The organism is Novosphingobium humi (assembly GCF_028607105.1).
Taxonomy (GTDB): Bacteria; Pseudomonadota; Alphaproteobacteria; order Sphingomonadales; family Sphingomonadaceae; genus Novosphingobium; species Novosphingobium humi.
On record NZ_CP117417.1, the window covers coordinates 530415 to 556126 of the forward strand.

22 protein-coding genes are annotated in these 25712 nt (G+C 63.2%); 12 read left to right on the forward strand and 10 right to left on the reverse strand.

Going from position 1 to position 25712, the window contains the following annotated elements; genetic code table 11:
* The first annotated feature begins 32 nt into the window (after positions 1–32).
* From PQ457_RS02490 to PQ457_RS02500, 3 genes are all read left to right on the forward strand, one after another.
* A complete protein-coding gene (locus PQ457_RS02490; RefSeq protein WP_273618220.1) occupies positions 33–527 on the forward strand; it encodes an Lrp/AsnC family transcriptional regulator in 495 nt (164 codons plus the stop codon).
* Between the two features lie 388 nt (positions 528–915).
* Positions 916–3927 carry a TonB-dependent receptor domain-containing protein gene (locus PQ457_RS02495; protein ID WP_273618221.1) on the forward strand — a complete coding sequence of 1004 codons (3012 nt, stop codon included), beginning with the start codon at positions 916–918 and terminating at the stop codon, positions 3925–3927.
* A gap of 18 nt (positions 3928–3945) precedes the next feature.
* On the forward strand, positions 3946–5532 hold the full coding sequence (locus PQ457_RS02500; protein ID WP_420540960.1) for an amidohydrolase: 1587 nt from the start codon (positions 3946–3948) through the stop codon (positions 5530–5532).
* 127 nt (positions 5533–5659) lie between these two features.
* On the opposite strand, the gene PQ457_RS02505 is transcribed toward PQ457_RS02500, so the two are convergent.
* The 4 genes from PQ457_RS02505 to mutM form a co-directional block, all read right to left on the reverse strand.
* On the reverse strand, positions 5660–6424 hold the full coding sequence (locus tag PQ457_RS02505; protein ID WP_273618222.1) for a HesA/MoeB/ThiF family protein: 765 nt from the start codon (positions 6422–6424) through the stop codon (positions 5660–5662).
* A 431-nt stretch (positions 6425–6855) separates the two neighbouring features.
* Entirely contained in the window at positions 6856–8352 is a 1497-nt protein-coding gene (dnaA, locus tag PQ457_RS02510; protein WP_292691382.1) for a chromosomal replication initiator protein DnaA, read from the reverse strand.
* Between the two features lie 467 nt (positions 8353–8819).
* Positions 8820–9080 carry a 30S ribosomal protein S20 gene (rpsT, locus tag PQ457_RS02515; protein ID WP_168605033.1) on the reverse strand — a complete coding sequence of 87 codons (261 nt, stop codon included), beginning with the start codon at positions 9078–9080 and terminating at the stop codon, positions 8820–8822.
* Positions 9081–9249: 169 nt separating this feature from the next.
* A complete protein-coding gene (mutM, locus tag PQ457_RS02520) occupies positions 9250–10065 on the reverse strand; it encodes a bifunctional DNA-formamidopyrimidine glycosylase/DNA-(apurinic or apyrimidinic site) lyase (RefSeq protein ID WP_273618223.1) in 816 nt (271 codons plus the stop codon).
* Positions 10066–10164: 99 nt separating this feature from the next.
* Between mutM and PQ457_RS02525 the strand changes: the two genes are divergently transcribed.
* The 6 genes from PQ457_RS02525 to PQ457_RS02550 all read left to right on the forward strand — a co-directional run bounded on the left by PQ457_RS02525 (position 10165) and on the right by PQ457_RS02550 (position 16040).
* Positions 10165–10914, forward strand: coding sequence for a class I SAM-dependent methyltransferase (locus PQ457_RS02525; RefSeq protein WP_273618224.1), 750 nt, complete (start codon positions 10165–10167; stop codon positions 10912–10914).
* A gap of 5 nt (positions 10915–10919) precedes the next feature.
* Positions 10920–12476, forward strand: a complete 1557-nt coding sequence (gene ubiB / locus PQ457_RS02530; RefSeq protein WP_273618225.1) for a 2-polyprenylphenol 6-hydroxylase — start codon at positions 10920–10922, stop codon at positions 12474–12476.
* Positions 12452–13597, forward strand: coding sequence for a glycosyltransferase family protein (locus PQ457_RS02535; RefSeq protein ID WP_273618226.1), 1146 nt, complete (start codon positions 12452–12454; stop codon positions 13595–13597). The genes ubiB and PQ457_RS02535 overlap by 25 nt, the downstream gene beginning before the upstream one ends.
* Positions 13598–13844: 247 nt before the next feature.
* The gene (gene coaBC / locus PQ457_RS02540) at positions 13845–15032 is read left to right on the forward strand and encodes a bifunctional phosphopantothenoylcysteine decarboxylase/phosphopantothenate--cysteine ligase CoaBC (RefSeq protein WP_273619229.1); all 1188 of its coding nucleotides are present in this window, start codon (positions 13845–13847) and stop codon (positions 15030–15032) included.
* A complete protein-coding gene (gene dut / locus PQ457_RS02545; protein ID WP_420540961.1) occupies positions 15019–15489 on the forward strand; it encodes a dUTP diphosphatase in 471 nt (156 codons plus the stop codon). Before coaBC ends, dut begins: the two co-directional genes overlap by 14 nt.
* Before the next feature lie 92 nt (positions 15490–15581).
* A complete protein-coding gene (locus PQ457_RS02550; RefSeq protein ID WP_273618227.1) occupies positions 15582–16040 on the forward strand; it encodes a hypothetical protein in 459 nt (152 codons plus the stop codon).
* Between the two features lie 68 nt (positions 16041–16108).
* Here the strand turns inward: PQ457_RS02550 and PQ457_RS02555 are convergent, their stop codons facing one another.
* The 4 genes from PQ457_RS02555 to secB form a co-directional block, all read right to left on the reverse strand.
* Positions 16109–16762 (reverse strand): DUF4136 domain-containing protein, encoded by a 654-nt coding sequence (locus PQ457_RS02555; protein ID WP_273618228.1) that lies wholly within the window; start codon positions 16760–16762, stop codon positions 16109–16111.
* A 216-nt stretch (positions 16763–16978) separates the two neighbouring features.
* Positions 16979–17995: a tryptophan--tRNA ligase gene (gene trpS / locus PQ457_RS02560; protein WP_273618229.1), complete on the reverse strand. Its 1017-nt coding sequence runs from the start codon at positions 17993–17995 to the stop codon at positions 16979–16981.
* 5 nt (positions 17996–18000) lie between these two features.
* On the reverse strand, positions 18001–19578 hold the full coding sequence (gene murJ / locus PQ457_RS02565; RefSeq protein ID WP_273618230.1) for a murein biosynthesis integral membrane protein MurJ: 1578 nt from the start codon (positions 19576–19578) through the stop codon (positions 18001–18003).
* A gap of 68 nt (positions 19579–19646) precedes the next feature.
* On the reverse strand, positions 19647–20165 hold the full coding sequence (secB, locus tag PQ457_RS02570; RefSeq protein WP_168605130.1) for a protein-export chaperone SecB: 519 nt from the start codon (positions 20163–20165) through the stop codon (positions 19647–19649).
* Between the two features lie 267 nt (positions 20166–20432).
* Here secB and PQ457_RS02575 point away from each other — a divergent pair, with 267 nt between their 5' ends.
* The 3 genes from PQ457_RS02575 (at position 20433) to PQ457_RS02585 (ending at position 23017) form a co-directional block, all read left to right on the forward strand.
* Positions 20433–21092, forward strand: a complete 660-nt coding sequence (locus PQ457_RS02575; RefSeq protein ID WP_273618231.1) for a Tim44/TimA family putative adaptor protein — start codon at positions 20433–20435, stop codon at positions 21090–21092.
* 102 nt (positions 21093–21194) lie between these two features.
* Positions 21195–22433, forward strand: coding sequence for a murein transglycosylase A (gene mltA / locus PQ457_RS02580; RefSeq protein WP_273618232.1), 1239 nt, complete (start codon positions 21195–21197; stop codon positions 22431–22433).
* Positions 22430–23017: a Smr/MutS family protein gene (locus PQ457_RS02585; RefSeq protein ID WP_273618233.1), complete on the forward strand. Its 588-nt coding sequence runs from the start codon at positions 22430–22432 to the stop codon at positions 23015–23017. Before mltA ends, PQ457_RS02585 begins: the two co-directional genes overlap by 4 nt.
* A gap of 245 nt (positions 23018–23262) precedes the next feature.
* Here PQ457_RS02585 and ahpF read toward each other — a convergent pair whose 3' ends face one another.
* A complete protein-coding gene (gene ahpF, locus PQ457_RS02590; protein WP_273618234.1) occupies positions 23263–24846 on the reverse strand; it encodes an alkyl hydroperoxide reductase subunit F in 1584 nt (527 codons plus the stop codon).
* Positions 24847–25091: 245 nt separating this feature from the next.
* Entirely contained in the window at positions 25092–25655 is a 564-nt protein-coding gene (ahpC, locus tag PQ457_RS02595) for an alkyl hydroperoxide reductase subunit C (RefSeq protein WP_168605044.1), read from the reverse strand.
* Positions 25656–25712 lie beyond the last annotated feature (57 nt).

A 25712-nucleotide genomic window follows, 5' to 3' on the forward strand; every position in this document is an offset into this window, starting at 1 on the left:
TTGACGGAAATCCGTTGCAACAAGGGGCCCGCGTGACGGAAAACACTCTCACCGAATTTGATGCCACAGACTTTCGCATCATGAACGCATTGGTCGAGGACGGCCGTATGTCGGACGTGATGCTGGGCGAAAGAGTGCATCTTTCCGCAACGGCTGCGGCCCGGCGGCGCAAGCTGCTGGAGGAGCAGGGCGCGATCAAGGGCTATACGGCCGAGCTTGATCTGCCGATGCTCGGCCTTGGCATTGTGGTCATCGTGGCCATCGAATTGCGATCGCAGGCCGATTCCGTGCTGACCGAATTTGAAGAGGCGGTGGTGCGCTGCCCCTCGGTCACCTTCTGCAGCTTTGTCTCGGGCGACACGGACTTTCTGATGATGGTTCATGTCAAAAGCTTTGAGGATTACGACCGGATCTATCGCAGCGAACTGGCCACGCTGCCGCATGTGGCCAAGATCCGCTCCAGCTTTGTCATGCGCCGGGTGACCCAGCGCAATGTGCCGCCTGCGGTCTTTGCGCGGGGCAGGTGAGGCGATTCGCGCGGCTTTGAATTCGGGCGAAGATCGGGCGGGCAGGGTCGGGAATCCAAAGTAATAATTCTATTATTGTATGAAATCCTCAAATATATGTAGAAAATATGGCGATGTTTCTCGGAAAAAATTGAAAACTATCGTGTAGCATTTGCTGCGCTGAAAAAGAAAGTTGGGCTTCAGCGCTGCAATGACGAGATAAAAGGGGTCGCGCCCTTTTGGATATTTAACAGGGGGACGCTGAGCGGGCCGAAACAAGGGGCGGAATTGGCGCGGGACCGGCCTGATGCCATCGCCCGATCATAAAAACGCGGCGTCCGTCATCGGACAGCCGCGGCATGGGAACAGGATCGCCGGGGAATAAACAGATAACCAATAGGGGGTTTTCATGGCGATTGATCGAACGATGAGGGAATGGACGCAATCGGCCGCGCAAAAGGCATGGCTGGGTGGAGCCGCCGTTTCGGTGCTGGCCATGATGGTGGCCACGCCCGCACTGGCAGGCTCGGTGGCCGCCGAGGCCCCGGCGCCCGCCGAAGCGGCCGAGCCCGCCGCCGAACCCGCCGCCGAGCCCGCAAATGACATCGTGGTGACCGGCACGCGCATCGTGAAGGACGGCTTTGCCGCGCCCACGCCTGTTGCCGTGCTCTCCTCGGCCGACATCAAGGCGCAGGCGCCCGCCAACCTGTCGAACTTCGTCAACCAGTTGCCCGCCGTGACGCAGGGCTCGACCTCGGCCAATTCCTCGGGCAGCCTGTCGAACGGTCTGGCGGGGATCAACAGTGTCAACCTGCGCGGCCTTGGCGCCTCGCGCACGCTGGTGCTGGTCGATGGCCAGCGTTCGGTGGCCAGCGCCACCAACGGCGTGGTCGATGTCAACACCGTGCCCCAGGATCTGGTCGAGCGCGTCGAAGTCGTGACCGGCGGCGCATCGGCCCAATATGGCTCGGACGCGGTGGGCGGCGTCGTCAACTTCATCCTGAACAAGAAATACAAGGGCTTCAAGCTCACCGCCGATCAGGGCATCACCACCTATGGCGACGGGCGCAACTATCGCCTCAGCGGTTCGGCGGGCTTTTCGCTGCTCGATGACCGCATGCATGTCCTGCTCAATGCCGAATATGCCAAGCAGGACGGCGTTTCCACCATCGCGCGCAGCTGGAACAACAGCGGCTATTTCATGATCGCCAACCCCAACACGGCGGCGGGCCAGCCCAGCTGGATCAACGGGGCGGGCATCGGGCCTTCTGGCTATACGGCGGGCGGTCTGATCACCGGCACCACCCTGTCCAGCGCCAGTTCGCTGGTGGGCAAATATTTTCTGGCGCCCGGCCAGCTCGGCACGCTTAATTTCGGCGCGAAGAGCAACTCGGGCTATATGGTCGGCGGCGATTACCAGACCACGCTGGCGGGCCATGTCGGCACCAATTCGCTGATGCCCGATGAAGCGCGTTTCAGCGCCTTTGGCCGCGTGGGCTATGATCTGACCAGCCGCATCGAGGTCTTCGCCCAGTTTGGCTGGAACCGCTATATTGGCGAAAGCTATTATCAGCAGACCCCCAGCACGGGCGTGACCATTGCGGGCGACAATGCCTATCTGCAATCGCTCTATCCCACCGTGGCGGCGGCGCTGGGTAATTCCCAAGCCAACAAGATCACCATCGGCACCAGCAATGCGGGCTATCCCGTGCCCGGCAGCCACAATACGCGCGACGTTTATCGCTATGTGGTCGGCACCAAGGGCAAGTTTGACGCGCTGGGCCGCGAATGGAATTTCGACGCCTATTTCCAGCATGGCGAAACCAAGAGCCACGAACAGCTGATCAACACCTGGCAGACGCAGCGCATGGCGCTGGCGCAGGATGCGGTGTTTGCGCCGGCGGGCAATGCGCTGGGCGTGGCGGCGGGCACGATTGTCTGCCGCTCCAGCCTGACGAACCCCACCGATGGCTGCGTGCCGATCAACCGTCTGGGCACCAGCGGGCCTTCGGCATCGGGGCTGGCCTATATCTATGGCAACCAGCCCTGGCGCGACCAGACCTTGAAACAGGATGTGGCGGCCGCATCGCTGAGCGGCGATCTGTTCAAGCTGCCCGGCGGCAGCGCGGCGATTGCATTTGGTGGCGAATGGCGGCGTGAAAGCGTCAGCGGCTATGTGCCCGACGAATTCCAGCCGCTGAAGAACAGCATCACTGGCACCACCACGGCGCGCTGGCTTTACGGCAATTACCTGCCCAACACCGGCGCCTACACGGTGAAGGAAGGCTTTGTCGAAATCGACCTGCCTGTGCTGCCGGGCGTCAACCTGAACGGCGCGGCGCGCGGCACCGATTATTCGACCAGCGGCAGCGTGCTGACCTATAAGGGCGGGGCGACGTGGCAGGTCAATTCCTCGATCAAGCTGCGCGGCACCTATTCGCGCGATATCCGCGCGCCCAACCTGTCCGAACTCTTCGCCGCGCCCACCGCGCGCACCAATACGGTGGTGTTGACCAAAGATTTTGCCGGGATCACCGGCGTAACCGCAGGCAGCACGGGCTTTGTTGAAAGCACGATTGGCAATGTTAACCTGAAGCCCGAAAAGGCCAATACATGGACTATGGGCGCGGTGTTGACGCCCTCCTTCATCCCCGGTTTCACCGCCAGCTTTGACTATTACGACATCAATATCAAGGATTCGATTGGTGCGATTACTTCGCAGAACACGGTGGATTTCTGCAACCAGGGCCAAACGGCTTATTGCTCGAATGTAGTTTTCAACGGCACCACGCTGCAGTCCATCGTGATCCAGCCGTTCAACTTTGCCAGCCAGCATGCCAAGGGCTTTGACATTGACGCGAGCTATCGCACGATGCTCTCCAAGATCAGCGCCAACCTGCCCGGCACGCTGACCATTCGTGGCACGACCACGCATTACATTGCCAACGTGGTGGATAACAAGATCTTCCCGGTGGACTATGCTGGCGTCAACGGCGGCAGCCTCTCTGGCGGTTTCAGCTCGCCCAGCTGGGTCTATCGCATCAGCGCTTTCTATGAAGTGGGCGCGGCCAACATCAACCTTGTCTATCGCGGCTTCTCGGACGGGGTTTACGGCAACGATTATATCGAATGCAACGGCTCGTGCCCGACCGTGTCGAACCTGAACCAGTATCGCACGATCAACAACAACAAGATCAAGGGCATCAGCTATCTGGACGCCTCGGTCCAGTTCAAGATCAAGAGCGAGCGGGTCAAGGATATGTCGATCACCTTTGTGGTCAACAACCTGCTGGACAAGGACCCGGTGCTGGTGGGCAATGGCCCGACCGGAAACAATGTTCCGGCCTATGCCCAGACCAACCGCAGCATTTACGATGTGATGGGGCGCACGTTCCGCGTCTCGGCCAAGATCGGCTTCTGATTGGGAGAAGGATCAGTCATGGATTTTGTGAAACGCACCGCTCTGGCCCTGATGGCCACGGCCGCCGTGATGGCCGGCCCGCAGGCCCATGCCGCCGCCAGCCCCAAGCTGAAGGCCGAGGCCGTGGCCGGGGTCGAGGCGCAGAAGAAGGATATCCAGGTGATGGTGGATACCGTGTTCAGCTATGCTGAGCCCGGCTTCCAGGAATTCCGCACGATGGAATATCTGACCGGCATTCTGGAAAAGAACGGTTTCAAGGTGACCAAGGGCGTGGCGGGCATCCCCACCGCCTTTACCGCCACCTGGGGCGAGGGCGGGCCGGTCCTCGCGCTGGGCAGCGATGTGGACGATCTGCTGGGCACCTCGCAGACGCCGGGCCTGCCCTATGTGAAGCCGATGGTCGAGGGCGCGCCGGGCCATGGCGAAGGGCATAATTCGGGTATGCCGCTGGTGGTGGCCGCCGCGATTGCCGCCAAGCAGGTGATGGAAAAGAACCACATCCCCGGCCGCCTGATGATCTGGCCCGGCATTGCCGAGGAACTGCTGGCCACCAAGGCCTATTATGTGCGCGAGGGCATGTTCAAGGACGTTGACCTGTGCATCTTCAACCATGTCAGCTCTGATTTCGGCACCGCCTATGGCGAACTGGGCATGAACGGCATGGTCTCGGTCGAATATACGTTCAAGGGCAAGACGGCCCATGCCGCAGGCGATCCGTGGGATGGCTTCTCGGCGCTGGACGGGGTGGAGATCATGGATGCGGCGTGGAATTTCCGCCGCGAACATCTGCCCGTGACCCAGCGTTCGCATTACGTCATCACCAATGGCGGCGGCCAGCCCAATGTCGTGCCCGACAAGGCCAGCGTCTGGTACTATTTCCGCGAGCGCAGCTTTGGCGCGGTGCGCAACCTTTACAACACCGGCAATGAAATCGCGCAGGCCGCCGCCAAGGCGACCGGCACGACGGTGACCTCGCAGATCCTGGGCTATGCCGCGCCCAATTTCGGCAACAAGCCGCTGGCCGAGGCCGCCTATGCCAATATCAAGGCGGTGGGCATGCCCAAGTGGACCGCCGACGATCAGGCCTTCACCAAGGCGGTGCAGACGATCAACCACCGCACGGTCAAGCCTTTGTCGGACAAGGTGGGCGAATTGTCCTCGCCCGAAAACCGCCCGCGTTCGATCGGCGGCGGATCGGATGACATTGGCGACATCATGTGGACCGTGCCGACCATCACGATCCGCTATCCGGCCAATATCCCGAACATGATCGGCCACAATGTGCTCTCGGCCATGGCGATGGCCACGCCGATTGCGCATAAGGGCGTCGAGGCCGGGGCCAAGGCGCTGGCCATGACGATTCTGGACGTGATGACCACGCCCAAGCTGGTGGCCGACGCCAAGGCCTATTTCACCGATGTGCAGCTCAAAACCGACAAGTATGATCCGATTCTGGGGCCGAAGGCGGCGACCTGGCTGAACGAGAAGACGATGAAGGAATATCGTCCGCAGATGGAAAAATACTACTATGACGCGGCGAAATACCCGACCTACCTCGATCAGCTGGGGATCAAATATCCCACGCTGGAGGCGCCCAAGTCGTAAGCACGTAAGTTTGTGAAAGGGACCGGATGGGCATCGACCCATCCGGGCTTTTCGCGCAGGAGGAAGCAGGGTCGTCCGGCTGGGGCGACCCTGCTTTTTTATGGCGCGCGTTTAATGGCCTGGGCGTTTAATGAGAGGGGCAGGCTGGGTCGGCGGGGATGGTGATCGTGCGCAGCGATGGCGCAAGGCCATCGAGCAGATGCAGTCGCCCCCATTGCGGATTGGCCAGCGGGCCGCTCACCCCTGCGCCATGCAGGATCACGCGGACGGCCGATTGCGCTGCCATCGTGCCCACCATGCCGACAAAGGCACCCAGCACGCCGTCGGCCGCGCAGGTGTCGCAATCGGTGGCGTCGAACGCATCGCCGACGAAGCAGCGGTAGCAGGCATGGCCCGGCAGATGGCCCGCGAAATTGGCGATCTGGCCCTGAAACCGGCCCACGGCGGCGGTGGTCAGGGGAATGCCGGCGGCCACACAGGCGTCCGAAACGGCAAGGCGGGTGGCGAAATTGTCGCAGCCGTCGAGGACCAGCGTGGCCCCGGCGATAAGCGCGGGGGCGTTATCGGTCGAGATGCGGGTCTGATGGTGGCTGACGGCGATCTCCGGGTCAAAGCGTGCGACCCAATCGGCTGCAGCCTGAGCCTTGGGCATGCCGATGTCGGCCTCGGCGAAGATCGTCTGGCGTTGCAGGTTGCTGGCCTCGACGCTGTCATCATCGATCAGGGTCAGGCGGCCAACCCCGGCGGCGGCCAGATATTGCAAGGCCGGGCTGCCGATCCCGCCGCAGCCGATCATCACCACATGGGCATCGGCCAGCGCCATCTGCCCCACCCCGCCGACCTCGGGCAACACGATATGGCGGGCAAAGCGGGAGAGGCGTTCGGGGGTCATGCGGGGGATTTAGGGGAGGCCGGGGGGGATGACAAGCGGGGGAAGGGGCAAGGAAGAAGGAGCCTCCGGCGGGTTAAGGGCGGGGGCCCTTAACAATCCCGGTTTTGGGGTGGGGTTGGCCGGTGGGGCGTTTGGGGCGATATTTATAGCCTGCGGCGCGGCGAAGTGGCGCAGATAGGCGCCGCAGGCTTTTCAATTCGGTGATCGCGTTCGATGCCTAAGGTTGAACCCATCGCGCAACGCAAACAATAACGGGATTGCAAAGGGATATGTCCCTTTGCCCGCCGGAGGCATGGGAATCTTTCCCCAGCATACCCCCAAGCTTCCCACTCTTGGCGAACAGCTTATCCACAGGCATGCCAACAGGCGATGCACAGGCTTGTCCAGCCTTTATGCACCGCCCGTCAACAGCTTGTACCGGGGTTTTGCGATCAGCTTTCCAACTGGCGCAGCAGCGAGCGCACGTCGCCGTCAATATCGGCATCGCGTGTGCGCAGGTCCTCGATCAGGCGCACCGCATGGATCACGGTCGAGTGATCGCGCCCGCCAAACTTGCGCCCGATTTCCGGGTAGGAGCGCGGGGTCAGCACCTTGGAGAGGTACATCGCCACCTGACGCGGGCGCACCACGGCGCGCGCGCGGCGCTTGGACGACATTTCCTGACGGTCCACCCGGTAGAACTGGCAGACGGTCCGCTGGATCTCGTCGATGGTGATGCGCTTGCGGTTGGCCGACAGGATATCGGTCAACTGTTCCTCGGCCAGTTGCAGGCTGACGGCCTGACCCGTGAGCTGGGCATAGGCGATCAGCTTGTTGAGGCCGCCGACCAGCTCGCGCACATTGCGGTTGATCGTGCGGGCCAGGAATTCGATCACATCGCCGGGCACCACCACCGAGGTGAAGCGGGCAAGGCGGTGTTCGAGCACCGAGCGGCGCAGTTCGATGTCGGCCGGGATGATGTCGGCCACAAGGCCCATCGACAGGCGCGAGAGCAGGCGCTGTTCTACGCCGTCCAGCGCCTGCGGGCTGCGGTCGGCGGCAAACACCAGACGCTTGCCTTCGGCCAGCAGGGCGTCGATCGTGTAGAGCAGTTCTTCCTGCGCGCTGGCCTTGCCGATGATGAACTGGATATCGTCCACCAGCAGCAGGTCAAAGCCGCGCAGGCGCGACTTGAACTCGATCATCTGATTCTGGCGCAGGGCCTGAACAAATTCGACCATGAAGCGCTCGGCGCTGCAATAGAAGATGCGCGCGCGCGGATGGTTGGCCAGAAACGCATGGCCGATGGCATGCATCAGGTGGGTCTTGCCCTGACCCGTGGCGGCCTTGAGATAGAGTGGCGAGAATTGGGGCGCTTCAAGGGCGGCCATGCGCTGGGCCGCGTTGAAGGCCAGCACATTGCTGGTGCCGGTGACGAAAGTGGGGAAGGTCAGCGAGGGGTCAAGCCCGATCGAGGCCAGCGCCAGCGTATCGGTGGCAGCGCTTGCGCCTTCGGTGGCATGGCCATGCACGCGGCCCGAATCGCCCAGCACCGGGGCAGGGCGCGCGGGCGTGTTGTCGCGGGCCAGACGCAGGTCGGGCATCGCGCGGCGGCCGGGCTGGGCGCTGATGCGGACATGGCGCACATCGCGCGCGATCTTCCATGCCAGCGTCAGCCGGTCGGCAAAGCGATCCGCCACCCAGTTGGCCGAAAATTCGGTGGGCAGAAACAATTCGAGCGTGCCCGAATCCTTGTTGAACGCGCCGAGCTGAATCGGGCGAATCCACTGATTGAACAGCTGCGGCCCAAGGTCCTTCTTCAGGCCCTGACAGATGTCAGCCCAATCAGCGGCCAGGTCGAGTGCATCCTGATCTTCGGCGACATGCCCGGACTTGCCCTTTGCAGGGCCAGCCTCGGCGCGCTTGCCGCCCCAAACGGTTCCCGTCACCCCAAATGCTCCTGATCCGCCATTATGCCCCAACCCGCCGACGCAATTGCCGACGGCCTCACCTTGCACACGGAAAAAGGCTCCCCCCCTGCGAAACCGGAAGGTTCCGCGAGTGTGACAGATGCCATGTTTCTGTGAAGTCCGGAAGGCGCTGAGCGCTTCGGACACCCTTGTTTTAGGGATGATCGCGGGCGCTGCGCAAGGGCGTTATCTGCAAAAATTTTGAAATAATTGGCTTGACAGCGCAACCCCAGCAAATCCGCCAAAATCGAAAAAGTCATTGAATTTTAATGCTAAAATATCATGACAATTTGCGAATCGTTGGAATTGCAGGATTTCTTGAAGCTGTCATTTTTGCCCGGCACAGGGCAAAGCAAAAGCCGACGGGATGCCCCATCGGCTTTGCTTACGCGCTCACGCTTATCGCTATCGCGTGCAACCGTTTTGCAGGCCGCACGAATCGCGAATCAGAGAGCGGCGACCGCCTTGGTCAGGCGCGAATACTTGCGCGCAGCGGTGTTCTTGTGCAGCACGCCGCGAGCAACGCCGCGAGCCAGTTCAGGCTGGGCTTCGTGCAGGGCGGCCGCAGCAGCGGTCTTGTCACCACCGGCGATCGCGGCTTCGACCTTCTTGACGAAGGTGCGGATGCGGCTGATGCGGGCGCCATTGATTTCGGCGCGACGCTCGTTACGGCGGATGCGCTTGCGGGCTTGCGGCGTATTGGCCATGTGTGTCCTCGTATCGGGCCGATGCGGCCGGAAATTGCTAGCGAAAATCGGTATAGCAGAACCATCGGTTCCACCAGAAGCGGCGCCCTTAACCAGCGTTGGCCGAATCGTCAAGGGAATAGGAGTCTTTATTGTTCCGCCCCGGACCATCCGGCGCGGCCCGTTTGCCCTATTTCTGACAGGCCGGACACCAGAAACTGGACCGCCCGCCCTGCGTCACGCGGGCAATGGGCGCGGCGCAGGCATGGCACGGCTCGCCCTCGCGGCCATAGACGCGCCAGTTGGCCGCGAAATAGCCCAATTCGCCATTGGGCTGGGCATAATCGCGGATCGTGCTGCCGCCCGCCGCAATGCTCTCGGACAGGACATCGACGATGGCCGGCACCAGCAGCGCCAGTTCACGTTTCTTCACATCGCGCCCCAGTCGCAGCGGGCTGATTCCGGCCCGGTGCAGCGCCTCGCAGACATAGATATTGCCAAGGCCCGCCACCACCGCCTGATCGAGCAGCAATTGCTTGACCGGGCTGAGGCGCCCCTTCATCCGCGCCGCCAGCAGGGCAGGGGTCAATTCCGGCCCCAAAGGTTCAGGCCCCATCGCGGCAAAGGCGGGCCATGCGCCCAGCGCCGCATCGGCCACCAGATCGACCGAGCCGAATCGCCGCGCATCATTGAGCGCCAAACGCGCGCCCGCCTCGGTGGTCAGCACCAGATGGTCGTGCTTTTCCAGCGCATCAGGATCAATCCGCCACCGCCCCGACATGCCCAGATGGAACACCATCACCGCGCCCCGGTCGGTATGGATCAGCCCATATTTGGCCCGGCGCGACAGGCCGGTCACCGTGGCCCCGGTCATCACCTGCACCAGATCGGCGGGAAAGGGGCGCCGCAGCCCCTCGCGGCGGGTTTCGACGCGCGCGATCCTTTGGCCGTCCAGATAGGTGGCAAGGCCGCGCAGGGTGGTTTCGACTTCGGGTAGCTCTGGCATGGCGCGGAGATAGGCGGTCTGCAAAGAAAATGCGAGGGGCGCGCCGATGTCCGAGTAAGCACCTTTTCGCAAGCGCGAAACCGTCCTAAAGCGGCGCCCATGACTCAGAGCGATCAACAGCCCGACACCGTCTCCTTTGGCTATGAGGAGGTCAGCCCCGAGGAAAAGACTGCCAAGGTGGGCGCGGTCTTTTCATCCGTGGCCAAGAAATATGACATCATGAACGATGCCATGTCGGCCGGGCTGCATCGCTTGTGGAAGGACAAGTTCGTGCGCCGGGTGAAACCCCAGCCGGGCGAGATGATCCTGGATATGGCGGGCGGCACGGGCGACATCGCCTTTCGCATGCACGAGCGCGGCGCCTCGATCACCGTGTCGGACATCAATCAGGACATGCTGGACGTGGGCATCGAGCGCGCGATGGAGCGTGGCCTCGATGGTCTGGTCTGGAGCCGTCAGAACGCCGAGGAGCTTAGCTTTCAGAGCCGCGTGTTCGACGCCTATACGATCGCCTTTGGCATCCGCAATGTCACGCGCATCGACAAGGCGTTGAAGGAAGCCCACCGCGTGCTGAAATTCGGCGGGCGCTTCTTCTGCCTCGAATTTTCGACGACCGAATGGCCCGGCTTCAGGGAAGCCTATGACGCCTATTCGCACAAGCTGGTGCCGCAATTGGGCCAAATGATTGCCGGCGATGCCGATTCCTATCGCTATCTGATCGAATCGATCCGCCGTTTCCCGCCCATGCCCGAATTTGAAGGCATGATCCGCGAGGCCGGTTTCGTGAACACCCGCGTCGAACCGATCCTTGGCGGTCTGGTGGCGATCCATTCGGGCTGGAAGGTCTAAACACCTTGTCACCCCGCAAGCATATCTGGCGCCTGCTCAGCTGGGGCCGCATTCTGGCGTCGCATGGCGCGTTGCGGGGGATCGAGCAGGATCCCCATACGCCCGCCCCGGTGGCGCGCCTGTGCCGCATCGCCCGTTTTGGCGCGCGCATTCCTGATGTGCCCGATTACGCCGGGGCCTTCCGCGCCATCGGCCCCGCCGCGATCAAGCTGGGCCAGACCTTGGCTACCCGCCCCGATCTGGTGGGCGAGGAGGCGGCCGATAATCTGCTCGAATTGCAGGACAGCCTGCCGCCTGTACCGTTTGCCGCGATTCGGGCCGAGGTGGAGAGCGCTTTTGGCCGCCCTTTAAGCGAGCTTTACGCCGAATTTGAGGAGCAGCCGGTGGGCGCGGCCTCCATCGCGCAGGTCCACCGCGCGATCACCACCGACGGCCGCCGCGTGGCGGTCAAGGTGCTGCGCCCCGGCATCCGCGAGAAATTTGCCCGCGACATCCAGACCTATGAATGGGCCGCGGCCCATCTGGAGGCCTTGGGCGGCGAGGCCACGCGCCTGCGCCCGCGTCTCATCATCGCCAATTTCAAGCGCTGGACCCTGCGCGAGCTTGACCTGCGCCGCGAGGCTGCTTCGGCCTCCGAACTGGCCGACATGATGAAGGGCACCCACGGCTATCGCATCCCCGCCATCGACTGGGACCGCACATGCGGCCGTGTGATGACGCTGGAATGGATCGACGGGATCAAGATCAGCGACACCGCCGCATTGAAGGCCGCCGGGATCGATCTGGAGGCGCTGGCCAAGCGTCTGGTCATCGCCTTCCTGACGCAGGCGGTGCATCTGGGCTATTTCCATGCCGACATGCATCAGGGCAACCTGTTCATCGAGCCGGACGGCACCATCGTGGCCATCGATTTCGGCATCATGGGCCGGATCAACCGTCAGGCGCGCATCTGGCTGGGCGAGATCCTGCATGGGCTGACCACGGGCAATTACCGCCGCGTGGCCGAGATCCATTTCGAGGCGCAATATGTGCCTTCCTATCACTCGGTCGATGAATTCACGACCGCGCTGCGGGCCGTTGGCGAACCGATGCGCGGGCGTCCGGTCAAGGATCTCTCGGTCGGGCAGATGCTCGACGGGCTTTTCGCCATCACCCGCGATTTCGACATGTCGACCCAGCCGCATCTGCTGCTGCTGCAAAAGACGATGGTGATGGTCGAGGGTCTGGCCACGCAGCTCTATCCAGACATCAACATGTGGGATGTGTCGGGGCCGTTCGTCTCCGAATGGATGCGCGACGAGCTTGGCCCCGAGGCGGCCATCGCGCGGGGCATCCATCGGGGCCTGCGCCGGATCATGCGCATGCCCGACCTGATCGAGCGGATCGAGGAGAGGTTCCCCTTGAAAGGCGCCGCCCCCGAACAGCCGCCCTTGCCCGATATTCCCCTCATCTGGGATCGTCAGGGTAAACCGAATGCTAACCGCTGGCCCGGATATATCACAGCCTTCCTGTTGGGGGGCATAAGCGTATGGGCGGCGTGGCATATCGGCTGGATGGGGTGAGCGGGCCGGGGCCTGCGCCCCATGACCGTTTCGCCGCATGGGGCCGGTGGCCCGCGCGCATGGCGCTGGTGGTGCTGGCGCTGTTGCTGGCGGCTTCGGCATGGGTGCCGCTGACCGTGGGGCGGGGCGAGGAGGCCAAGGCCCCCAGTATTGTCATCGCGCATAACAAGGCCGCCGAGCGCCCGCGCGACGAGGATCTCAAACTCTATGACCGCGCCATATCGCGCATCCTGCATGGTGAGAACTATTACGACTTTATCGTGAGCGAACATCGCCGCGCCGATTATCCGGTGCGGCCCGGCGCTGCGGTGCGCCTGCCCACGCTCGCCTATCTGGACGCGGCGATGGGCGTGGACGGCGACCGGCCCGCGCCTATTGCCATGGCGGTGGCCTTGGCGCTGATGGTGGGCGTGATCGCGGCATGGTGGGGGCGGCTGGGCGATCTGGACGTGGATCCTTCGTTGCGGCGGATCGGCACGGCGCTGGTGTTCTTCGGCGCTTCGCTGGGGTTGAACCGCTACTATTTCGTGCTGCATGAACTTTGGGCCGGGATGCTGGTGGCGCTCTCGCTGGGGCTGCACCGGCCGGAACGTAACCGCTGGGTCGGCGCGGTGCTGGTCGCCGCGCTGGCGCTGTCCATCCGTGAGCATGTGCTGCCCTATGTCCTGCTGATGGGAGCGATGGCGCTCTGGCGCGGGGCGTGGCGGGAGGCGGCGGCATGGGGCGCCTTGGTGGCGCTGTTTGCGGTGGGTTATGCCTGGCATCTCCACCTGATCGCGCTGCAAACCCTGCCCACCGATCAGGTCGGGCCAAGCTGGCTGGCGATGCGCGGGCTGGGGGGCTTCCTGTCGAACACGGTGCTTTCCTCCAACCTGCGCTTTCTGCCCCATCAGATCGCCGGGCCGCTGACTATCCTGATGATCTTCGGCTGGGCCTCGTGGCGATCGAGCGCGGGGGAGACGGGGATGCTGCTGTTTTCCGGCTATGCGCTGCTGTTTGCCATCGCCGGGCGGAATGACAATTTCTACTGGGGGGCAGTGATTACGCCGGTCATGGCTTTGGGGTTGGCTTTCGTGCCGATGGGGCTGGGGGCTTTGGTCCGGGGGGCTTTTAAGAAGTAGGATTGCCTCCGGCGGGCAAAGGGCGGGGGCCCTTTGCAATCCCGTTAATGGGGTGGCTGGTTGGCCTGTTTGGGGGTTTTAAAAGCCTGCGGCGCGGTGAGGTCATCCCTGTCCGCGCCGCAGGCTTTAAAATTCAAACATCGCGTCCGACACCAAACGCCGAACCTCTAGCGCAATGCAGACAGTAACGGGAGCGCGAGGGTCTAGACCCTCGCATTCTTCCCCTACCTCTTCTATGACCGTCTCCATGCTAGGCAAACGCATCCTTCTCATCATCGGCGGCGGCATCGCGGCCTATAAGTCCTGTGAACTGATCCGCCTGATCCGCAAGGCGGGGGGCGATGTCACCTGCGTCCTCACGAAAGGCGGGGCGCAGTTTGTGACGCCGATGACGCTGGCGGCGCTGTCGGAAAATCCGGTGCATACCAGCCTGTTCGACCTGAAGAACGAGGTTGAGATGGGCCATATTCAACTGAGCCGTCAGGCCGATCTGGTGGTGGTCTGTCCGGCAACGGCCGATCTGATGGCCAAGATGGCCTGCGGCATTGCCGATGATCTGGCCACCACGCTCTTGCTGGCGACGGACAAGCCGGTGCTGGCCGTGCCTGCGATGAATGTGCGCATGTGGCAGCATGGGGCGACGATGGCCAATGTCGCCACCCTGCGCGCGCACGGGGTGAATGTGCTGGACCCCGACGAGGGCGTGATGGCCTGCGGCGAATATGGGCCGGGGCGCCTGCCCGAACCGGAGGCGGTGATGGGGGCGATCGGCGCGGCGCTGGTGGACGAAAAACCGCTGGCGGGGCGCCATGTGCTGATCACCGCCGGTCCTACGCATGAGCCCATCGACCCGGTGCGCTATATCGCCAACCGGTCGAGCGGGCGTCAGGGCTTTGCCATCGCGCAGGCCGCCGCGCAGGCCGGGGCATCGGTCACGCTGATCGCCGGCCCGGTCGATCTGCCTACGCCGCACGGGGTACGCCGCGTGAATGTTGAAACCGCGCGTGACATGGCGGCGGCGGTCGAGGCGGCCTTGCCCGCCGATGTTGCCGTGATGGTGGCCGCCGTGGCTGATTGGCGCGTGGCCGATGCGGGCGCGCACAAGATCAAGAAGGATGGCAGCGGGATCGTTCCGCCGCTCGCTCTGGTCGAAAACCCCGATATTCTGGCGGGGCTTTGCGCCTCGCCACGCCGCCCGCGCCTTGTCGTGGGCTTTGCCGCTGAAACGCAGGACGTCATCGCCCATGCCACCGCCAAGCTGGCCCGCAAGGGCGCGGACTGGATCGTGGGCAATGATGTGTCCGGTGATGTGATGGGCGGCCTGCGCAACAGCGTTCATATTGTCAGCGCCGATGGGGTGGACAGCCTGCCCGATCTGCCGAAAGAAGCGGTGGCTGCCGCTTTGGTTGAAAGGATTTCTCGTGTCTTTGTCTGAACCCATTCCCGTCCGGTTGAAGCGTCTGCCCCATGGGCAGGGCCTGCCTTTGCCCGCCTATGCCACCAGCGGGGCGGCGGGGATGGATGTTGTCTCGGCCGAGGATGTGGTGATTGCGCCGGGCGCCCGCTATGCGGTGGCGACGGGGCTTGCCATGGCGATCCCGCATGGCTTTGAGATTCAGGTCCGCCCACGCAGCGGTCTGGCGCTCAAACATGGCATCACGGTGCCCAACACGCCGGGCACCATCGATTCGGATTATCGCGGCGAATTGAAGGTGATCCTGATCAACCACGGCACCGAACCCTTTGCCATCGTGCGCGGCGACCGCGTGGCGCAGCTCGTGCTGGCCCCGGTGGTGCAGGGCGGCTGGGTCGAGGTCGATGAACTGGACGAAACCGCGCGCGGCGAGGGCGGGTTCGGATCGACCGGCGGCGTGGTCGCGCTGGGGAATTGATGCTCCGCCTGTTCACGCTTGGCGGGATGGTTGCCGCGCTCATTGCTTCGCCCGCTCTTGCGGCCAGTCCAGAGTCGCTATGTTGGGCTGCCATGGAGAAGGCTATCTCTCCGGTCAATTTTGCGCGCTATGGTGTTACTCCATCGCACCGGCTTCAAAAGGCGGTGCCGCCCGATGTGCGGATGGGCAAGGCGCATCTCTATCGCAGCACCATACGCGCGCAAAGCCGGGCGAACGCCAACTTCGCAGGTCATTTTAACATTATTACGCTCGGATGCGGGGCAGGGACAACTTGTCTGGCAGTTTATGACCGGGCGACCGGCAAGGTTACCATTCCCAAGGAACCTGCCGTTGTTGACCAGATATTGATGGACCTTGGGCCGGGGGATGACCGGGTCTATTTTCACCCTGACAGCCGATTGCTGATTACCATCGGCTTTATCAACGACGATCTGAACAGGGCTGGAATTGGCTATTATCTATGGGGCGGCGGTGGCTTTACCCTGCTGCGCTTCGTCCCGATAAAGAGCGTTTGCAGCGAAGCGCCTTAAGCTCATAAGCAATCGGCCCGGTCTTCCATCTGGAAAACCGGGCCGGTTATAAAAGCTAAAAAGATCGCTTACCGCGCCGGGCCCTTCACCGTGGTCTTTTCAGGGGCCACCGTGATGCGCAGCGTTTCGCCCGAATTGCCGGGGAAGCCGGTGAAGAAGGCTTCGACCAGATTGGGCACCAGCCAGGTCAGCTTGTTCGAGGAGGAAGCGGCTTCCGCCTTGCCTTCGAACACGCGCTTGTTGGCGCTCTTGTCGTCGATCTTCACGCTGATGCCGCTGGTGTAAACGGTATAGCTTTCCACGCCCTGATCGAACCAGGGGTCATACCAGCCATAGCCCCAGCCGCGGCCATAGAAACCGCCGCCCCAGCCGCCGTAAAAGCCCCTGCGGCCAAAGCCCGGCCCGTACCACGGACCCCAGAACGGATCGCGCATGCCGGTCGAACGGACATGCACGCGGCCCTTGTCCACGCCATAGGAAAAGCGCACGATCAGATTGGCGGCATCGGGGTTGACCGCCTCGGTATAGCCCTTTTTGGTCAGTTCACCGGCGACCAGCTTGGCATATTGGCCAAATTCGATCCCGCCCGCTAGCGACGGATCATCGGCCACAACCGCAAAGGTCTGGCCCTGAGGCGCGGGCAATTGCGATTGAAAGCGGGTGACACGCGTGTCGAGCGTGTCGGCACAGGCGGAAAGGCCCAGCATCAGGAGGCCAGCCATGGCTCCCTTTATGCCGCGCGAGATCCATTGAGAGTTAGCGCCACTCATTCGTTTTTCTCCTCTGCATGCCGCTCTGGCCGACTATCCCTCCCCGGTTAGGGCGCAGCAGTGGTATGGTGCCGCGATGCTAGGCTTGCAAGGCTGAATAATGGTTGAATGATGCGGCAAAAAGAGGCGGGCGCAAAAGGGTTTAACCCCCTTTTGCGCCCTCATTTGTTAACGCACCAGACCCAGCGCGTCATAGGTGGCGGCCAGCGTGGGGGCCGAGGCGGCGCGGGCCTTTTCGGCGCCCTTGCGCAGGATGGCGTTCAACGCCTCGCGGTCCTGACGCAATTCGTTGAAGCGCGCGTTGATCGGCGCCAGCTGCTCGACCAGCAATTCGCCCAGCGCGGGCTTGAATGCGCCAAAGCCCTTGCCGCCGAAATCAGCCAGAATCTGCGCCACCGACTGGCCCGACATGGCCGCATAGATGCCCACCAGATTGCGCGCTTCGGGGCGGCCCTCCAGCCCTTCGGCCTCGGATGGCAAGGCGTCGGCATCGCTCTTGGCCTTCTTGATCTTGCCCATGATCGCGTCCGCATCGTCGGTCAGGTTGATGCGGCTCATGTCGCTGGGGTCCGACTTGCTCATCTTGTTGGTGCCATCGCGCAAGCTCATGATGCGCGCGGCGGCCGGCGGGATGATCGGTTCGGGCAGGGTGAAGAGCGGCGCGCCCTCGGCACAGAAGTCATTGTTGAACTTTTGCGCAATGTCGCGCGCCAGTTCGAGATGCTGCTTCTGGTCCTCGCCCACGGGGACATGCGTGGCCTGATAGATCAGCACGTCTGCGGCCTGCAGCACGGGATAGGTGAAAAGCGCGACCGACTGGCCATCGCGGTTCTTGCCCGCCTTGTCCTTCCACTGGGTCATGCGGTTGAGCCAACCCACGCGCGCCGTGCCGTTGAGCAGCCATTGCAGCTCGGCATGGGCGGGCACCTGCGCCTGATTGAACAGGGTGCTTTTGTCCGGGTCGATCCCGCAGGCGACCAGCGCGGCGGTCATCTCGCGCGTGTTTTCGCCAAGAGCTTTGGGATCATGCGGCATCGAAATCGCGTGCAGGTCGGCCAGGAAATAGAAACATTCCCCGCCCTTGGCGCTCCACTCGTCCTGCATCGCCACCCAATTGCGGATCGCACCAAGGTAATTGCCAAGGTGAAGATTGCCGGTGGGCTGAATGCCAGAAACGATACGCATGTGTTTCACTTCTCTGCTGAAACGCGGCGACGCCGCAAAAGTTTGAGATCCTCGATGCCAAAGGCGCCAAGGGCAAAGCTGGCGAGGCCATAGACAAAAACGCCCCCGCCCACCAGCGCCCCCATCGAGGCCAGGCGCACAAACCAAGAGCCATGGGTATAAGGCATCAGCCATGGCTGGGCGATCCACAGCACCGCGCCCATCGTCAGCGCCGCCACGCCCAGCCGCCATGCCCGGTGGCGCAGGCGCGAATCCATCGCGAAATGCCCGCGCCGAACCAGCGTGGCATAGAGCAGCCAGACATTGACCGTCGAAGCAATCGCGGTGGCCAGCGGCGGCCCCATATGGCGCAGCGGCATAATCAGGATCAGGTTGAGCGCAAGGTTGACCCCCATGCTGATCGTGGCGAAACGCACCGGGGTCTTGGTGTCATGGCGGGCATAATAGCCGGGCGTCAGCACCTTGACGAGAATATAGCTGGGCAGGCCGATCGAGAAGGCGGCCAGCGCCTGCGCGGTATGGGCGGTGTCGAGCGCGGTATAGCGGCCATAGCCGAACAGCGCGGCGGCAATCGGCTCACCGCAGAACACCAGACCCACCGTGGCGGGCAGGGTGAGCAGCAGGGCGATTTCGAGGCCGCGGTTCTGCGTCTCCATCGCGCCCGCCTCATCGCCCGCGCCCAGCAAGCGGCTGATCGTGGGCAGCAGCACCGTGCCCAACGCAATGCCGATCAGGCCCAGCGGCAATTGGTTCAGCCGGTCGGCCATATAGATATAGGTCACGCTGCCATGGTCGAGCAGGCTGGCGGCCAGCGCGGTAGAAATCACAAGGTTGATCTGCACCGCGCCCGCGCCTGCCGCTGCAGGCCAGATCAGCGCGAGGAGGCGTTTCACCTCCGGCGTGAAACGCGGCCAATGCGGGCGCAGCGAGACGCCGTTGCGCCATGCCGCATGGGCCAGCCACGCCAGTTGCAGCGCGCCCGACACCGTGACCGCCAGCGCCTGATTGCGCGCGGTTTCAAACGGATCGGGCGAGTGGAAAAACAGCAGCGCGCCAATCAGCGTCAGATTGAGCAGGATGGGCGCGGCGGCATTGACCCAGAATTTATGCAGAGAATTCAATATGCCGCCCAGCAAAGACACCAGCGAGATCAGCATCAGATAGGGGATCGTCAGCCGCGAGAGCTTGACCGCAAAGGCGAACTGATCCGCCGAAACCCCATGGAATCGGCCCGAGAGCGCCCATGTCACGGGCCATGCAAAGACCTCTAGCAGGATCGTCATCGCGATCAGCACGGGCAGCAGCACCGAAAGCGCCGCCTCGGCAAAGGCGATGCCGTCGGGCAATCCGCGCCCCTGCGCATCGGCCACTTTCTGATTGAACATGGGCACAAAGGCGCTGGCAAAGGCGCCCTCGGCAAACAGGGCGCGGAACATGTTGGGCAGGCGAAAGGCCACCAGAAAGGCGTCCGAGGCAAAGCCCGCGCCCACCATGCGCGCAAAGAGCGAATCGCGCACCAGGCCCAGCACGCGACTCAGCAAGGTGAGGCCGCCGATCGTCCCCGTGGCTTTAAGAAGGTTCATGGGTTGGGCGGTCTTGTGTTGGCTTTAAACGGGAAATGCCCGGCCCCGCATGGAGGCCGGGCAGGACATTATGCGTGGCCGGCGGGCTCGTCGGTGGCCGAGGGGCCCTGCTGGGCTTCGGCCTGCGCGGCAAGCTGCTGGATATAGAGGCCATTGAAATCAATGGGTTCCAGCATGACCGGGGTGAAGCCCGCATCGCGCGTGGCGTCGGCGATCACGCGGCGGGCAAAGGGGAAGAGGATGCGCGGCGCTTCGGCAAACATGAAGGCGTGCATCTGGGCTTCTTCCAGATTGCGCATCCCGATCAGGCCCGCATAGGTCAGATCGACGATATAGGCCACGCCCGCTTCGGCGCGTGCGTTGATCTGGATCTTCAGTTCGACCTCATGCACGTCGCCCTCGATGGCGCGGGCCTGGATGTTGAACTGGATGTCCAGCTGGGGCGAATCCTGCCACGAAAAACTCTCGGGCGCATTGGGATTTTCGACCGACAAGTCCTTCACATACTGCGAAATCACGCCTGCGCTGGGCAGGGTGTCCTCGCCATCCAGACGCAGCGAGGAAGTGACGGTGCCATCATCGGCCATGTTTGATACTTTCCCTGTGTGGCCCGGACTGCGGGCGCATGTGGTGGTCATGGTTTGCGTATGGCGCCTAGCATCACGGCCCGCACCGCACAAGGATCTGGGCGGCAAAGCAGACTGTTGCGGCGATTGTGACGCAGTGCGGGATTTTTTCGGGATTATATCCCCATCCATGCGTTGTTCATTTGTCAATCGTCACTATGTAGGGCACTATCAAGGGTGAAGTCCGCATGTTGCAAGACTCGCTCGCAGGGATGAAAGCAAACGCAAGTGACCGTCTCGATCGTCATTCTGGCCATGATCGCAGCCTTTCTGGGCATGCGTCTCTATTCGGTGCTGGGGCGCCGCGCCGAACATGGCGAGGAGCCGGTACAGAGCCGTCTGGACGCCCAGCCCGCCGCTGCGGCCCCCGCTTTGCCGCTGCCCGAACGGGCCGTGGCCGGTACGGTCCGCCCGCGTGAACTGGGCGCGGTGCTGCCGGGTGTCGAGCGCGGTTTGCGCGAAATCATCTCGGCGGACCGCCGTTTTGACCCCGTCACCTTTGTCGAGGGTGCCCGTTCGGCCTATCGCATGGTGCTTGAGGCCTTCTGGCGCGGTGATCGCGGACAATTGAGCCACCTTTGCGATGCCGAAGTCGCGCGCAGCTTTATCGAAGCCATCGACGCGCGCGAGGCCGCCGGTGAAATCTTCAACAACAGCCTCGTCCGCATTGAAGAAACCCAGATCGTGGGCGCCGGCTATTCGGCTCCCTTTGCCCGCGTGTCGATCCGCTTTGTCGCCGATATCGCCGCCGTCACGCGCGACCGCGATGGCAAGGTGATCGCCGGTTCGCTCAATGACGCGGTCGAGGTTCGCGATGTCTGGACATTCCGCCGCGATATCCACTCGGCCGATCCCGATTGGCTTCTCGAAGAGACCGACGAAGGTTAAGACCTTCGCGAAGCGGGGCGGCGCCAAGGCGTTCGCCCCGTTTGCCTTTGCCAAAGGGCCGGGCATGGAATGCGCCAAAAGGCGAATCTGGTGGGGACGATTATGAATTTGAGGCAGTCGCGAATCGGCGCGGCGCTTACCGGCTTGCTGTTGCTTGAGGCTTGCGCCCGCATCATTCCCGGCCCCCGTCCTCCCGTCACGCCCCCTGCGCGCCCGGTTCCCACCACGCCCGTTCCTCCGCCCCGGCCGGTGGTCACCGCACTGGATGTCGGCGTCCATCGCGGGCCGAATCTGTCTTCTTTCGCGCTGGGCGACGGGACCGCGCAGAGCGCGCTGGCCTCTTTCCGTGAAAGCTGCCCCAAACTGTTGGCGCGCCCGGACACCAGCGGGCTGACCCAGCGCGCTGATTGGCAGGATGTCTGCGCGGCGGCCTCGGGCTGGGCCTCGACGGATGCGGCGCGGTTTTTCCGCTCGCGCTTCGAACTGGCGCAGGTCAGCGACGGGGCCACCTATGTCACCGGCTATTACGAGCCGGAAATCGCGGGCAGCCGTACGCGCCAGCCCGGCTATGATGTGCCGGTCTATGGCGTGCCGCGCGATCTGGTTCATGCCCGCCCCGGCGATGCGCCGATCAAGCCCAACGGCCAGACGCCCTTTGGCCGCTATGACGAAAACGGGGTGTTCCAGCCCTATTTCGAACGCGCCGAAATCGACGACGGCAAGCTGGCGGGCAAGGGGCTGGAAATTGCCTGGGCGGCCGATCCGGTGGAGTTCTTCTTCCTGCAGATCCAGGGTTCCGGGCGGTTGCGCGGGCCGGATGGGCGGGTGATGCGCATCGGCTATGCCGCCGACAATGGCCAGAATTATACCGGCATAGGCACGATCATGCGCCAGCAGGGCCTGCTGGGCAATGGGCCGGGGCAATATCCCGGCTCGATGCAGGGCATCATGCAATATATCCGCGAACATCCGCAGGATGGCATGTCGCTGATGCGCCAGAACAAGAGCTGGGTGTTCTTTCGTGAATTGAACGGCGATGGACCGATCGGCGCAATGGGCGTGCCGGTGCGTCCGCATGCCAGCCTGGCGGCCGATCCGCTGTTCACGCCGCTGGGCGCGCCGGTGCTGATTGCGGCCGATCCGGCGCTGGCCAATGCGAACAAGGTTAACGGCCTGTGGGTGGCGCAGGATACCGGCGGGGCGATCAAGGGGCCGAACCGCTTTGACAGTTTCTGGGGCGCGGGCGAGGAGGCAAGGCGCATCGCGGGCGGCATGCTGGCGCGCGGGCGGGCCTATATCCTGCTGCCCAAGGGGACGCTGGCGCGGCTTGGGGTGCGATGAGGGCGCCGTTCTCCCTGCGTGGCGGGCGCAGGCTGACGCCGGAAGAAGAGGATCTGTGGCGCCGGGTGGCCGATACGATCGAGCCGCTGGAGCCGCGCCGCAAGGTCGAGCCGACGATACCGCCGCCACCCGTGGCCGAGGCTCCCTTGCCGCCGCCCAAGCGCATCAAGGGCCGCGTCCCGCCGCCTTTGCCACCGCCCGCGCCGCCACCGGCACCCGCCCGCCCTCTGGACCGGCACGGTCTGGACGGCGGATGGGACAAAAGGCTGGGCAAGGGGCAGGTCGCGCCCGATTTCACGCTCGACCTGCATGGCGCCAACCTTGAGGGGGCCTATCAGCGGCTCGAACACGGGCTGGCGCTGGCGCTGGCGCAGGGCGCGCGGGTGGTGTTGCTGATCACGGGGCGGGCGCGTCCGGCGCCGGGGCCAATGGATCGCGGATCGCATCGCGGGGTGATCCGAGCCAAGTTTCTCGACTGGCTGGTGCATGGCGCGCATGCTTCGCGCATTGCCGCCGTGCGTGCCGCGCATCCCCGGCATGGGGGCGCGGGGGCGGTGTATATTATTTTGAAGCGGGGGAAGTAGGGATTTGCCTCCGGCGGGTTAAGGGCCTCGGCCCTTAACAATCCCGATAATGGGGTGGCGCTTGGTCAGCGGCATGGTGTTTTAGGGAATAAAGCCTGCGGCGCGGCGCGGGAGCGCTCAACAGCGCCGCAGGCTTTTAATTTCAAACATCGCGTCCTGCACCCAAGGCCGAACCGATGGCGCAACGCATACAATACCGGGATTGTTAAGGGCCCCCGCCCTTAACCCGCCGGAGGCCTAAAACCTTAGGCCACCCCTTCCAACACCGGCGCCGGCGTGCGGATCAGATAGTCAAACGCCGACAGCCCCGCCGTCGCCCCCGCGCCCATGGCGATGACGATCTGCTTATAGGGCACGGTGGTGCAATCGCCCGCCGCGAAGACGCCTGGCACGCTTGTCGCGCCCTTGGCATCGATCTCGATTTCACCGCGCGGGCTTAGGGCGAGGGCCCCCTTGAGCCATTCGGTGTTGGGCACGAGGCCGATCTGGACAAAGATGCCTTCGAGCTCAACCGTGTGGAGCGCATCGGTATTACGGTCTTTATAGGTCAGGCCCGTCACCTTGGCGCCATCGCCCAGCACTTCGGTGGTCAGCGCGCTGGTGATTACGTCCACGTTGGGCAGCGAACGCAGCTTGTCCTGAAGCACGGCATCGGCGCGCATTGCGCTGTCGAATTCGATCAGCGTGACATGGGCGACGATGCCAGCGAGGTCGATGGCCGCCTCGACGCCCGAATTGCCGCCGCCGATCACCGCCACGCGCTTGCCCTTGAACAGCGGGCCGTCGCAGTGCGGGCAATAGGCCACGCCCTTGTTGGCATAGTCCTTTTCGCCCGGCACATTCATGTTGCGCCAGCGCGCGCCGGTGGACAGCACGATGGACCGCGCCTTGAGCACACCGCCATTGGCCAGCTCGATCTGGTGATAGCCGCCTTCGCGCGTCGCGGGGATCAGCTTTTGCGCGGTGGCAAGGTTCATGATGTCGACATCATAGTCCTTCACATGGCTTTCCAGCGCGGCGGCCAGTTTCGGGCCTTCGGTGTGCGAAACCGAGATGAAATTCTCGATGCCCAGCGTGTCGAGCACTTGCCCGCCGAAACGCTGAGCCGCAACGCCCGTGCGGATGCCCTTGCGGGCGGTATAGATGGCCGAGGCAGCGCCTGCGGGGCCGCCGCCGACAACCAGCACTTCGAACGGCTCTTTGGCGTTGACCGCTTCGGCGGCCTTGGCCTCGGCGCCTTCGTCCAGATCGGCGACGATTTCTTCCAGCGTCTTCTTGCCCGACAGCCACATCGCACCATCCTTGAACACGGCGGGCACAGCCATCACGCCGCGCTCATCGACTTCGGCCTGATAGGTGCCGCCCTCGATCAGGGTGGCGGAGAAGCGCGGGTTCTTGAGCGCGATCAACGTCAGCGCCTGAACCACATCGGGGCAATTGTGGCAGGTCAGCGAGAAATACATCTCGAAATTATGGGTGCTGGTCAGGCTTGTTACCTGATCCAGCACCTCTTGCGACACCTTGGGCGGGTGGCCGCCGGCCCAGAGCAATGCCAGGACCAGCGAAGTAAATTCATGCCCCATCGGCAGGCCGGCAAAGCGCACGCGATTATGCGCATTCGCAACGGGGCTGATGGTGAAAGAAGGGACGCGCGCATTGGTTCCATCGAAGCGCGCCGAAACCTTGTCGGACAGCGCGGCGATGGCCTCGATCAATTCGCGGGTCTGAGCCGATTTCGCATCGTCGCCAAGGCTGGCGACAAGCTCAATCGGTTCACGCAGCATGGCGAGATATTGTTTGAGTTGGGCGGACAGGTTGGCGTCGAGCATCGGATTTGATCCTTCGGAATTTAGAAATACGAGGGGCGCGGCCCCTCGCGCTCCCTTTACGTCTCCCGACGAAAGGGCAGCTTATCAGGCAACGCTATGTATAAAAGGCTCTGCGGTGCAGCAGCCATAAAAGCCTCCGGCGGTGCGATCCAAGCGCTCGGGGGCCGCTAATCGCATATCTCTCGCCGGGAGACGTATTGGGGGTGAAGGGGGTGTAACACCCCCTTCGATAACCTACTTCAAAATCAGATCTTGCCGACCAGATCGATCGAGGGAGCCAGCGTTTCGGCGCCTTCTTCCCACTTGGCGGGGCAAACCTGACCGGGGTGTTCCTGCCAGTACTTGGCGGCCTTGATCTTGCGCACCAGTTCGGCAGCGTTGCGGCCCACGCCTTCGGGGGTCACTTCGACGAGCTGCACCACGCCTTCGGGATCGGTCACGAAGGTGCCGCGATCGGCCAGGCCCACGCCTTCGCGCAGGTTGTTGAACTGCTTGGTCAGGTCATGGTTCTGGTCGCCGACCAGGAAATATTCGATCTTGCCGATGGCGGGCGAGGTGTCGGCCCATGCCTTGTGGCTGAAGTGGGTGTCGGTCGACACGCCATAAACTTCAACGCCCATGGCCTTGAGGTTGGCATATTCGTTCTGGAGGTCTTCCAGTTCGGTCGGGCACACAAAGGTGAAGTCGGCCGGATAGAAGAAGAATACCGACCACTTGCCCTTGATGTCGGCGTCGGTCACGTCGACGAAAGCGCCGGCCTTGTAGGCGGTGGCGGTGAAGGGCTGGATCGAATAACCGATAAGCGACATGGGATAAGCTCCGTCGTTTGCTTTGGTGTTGAAACCGGTGTGTGGAAACTGTTGAAG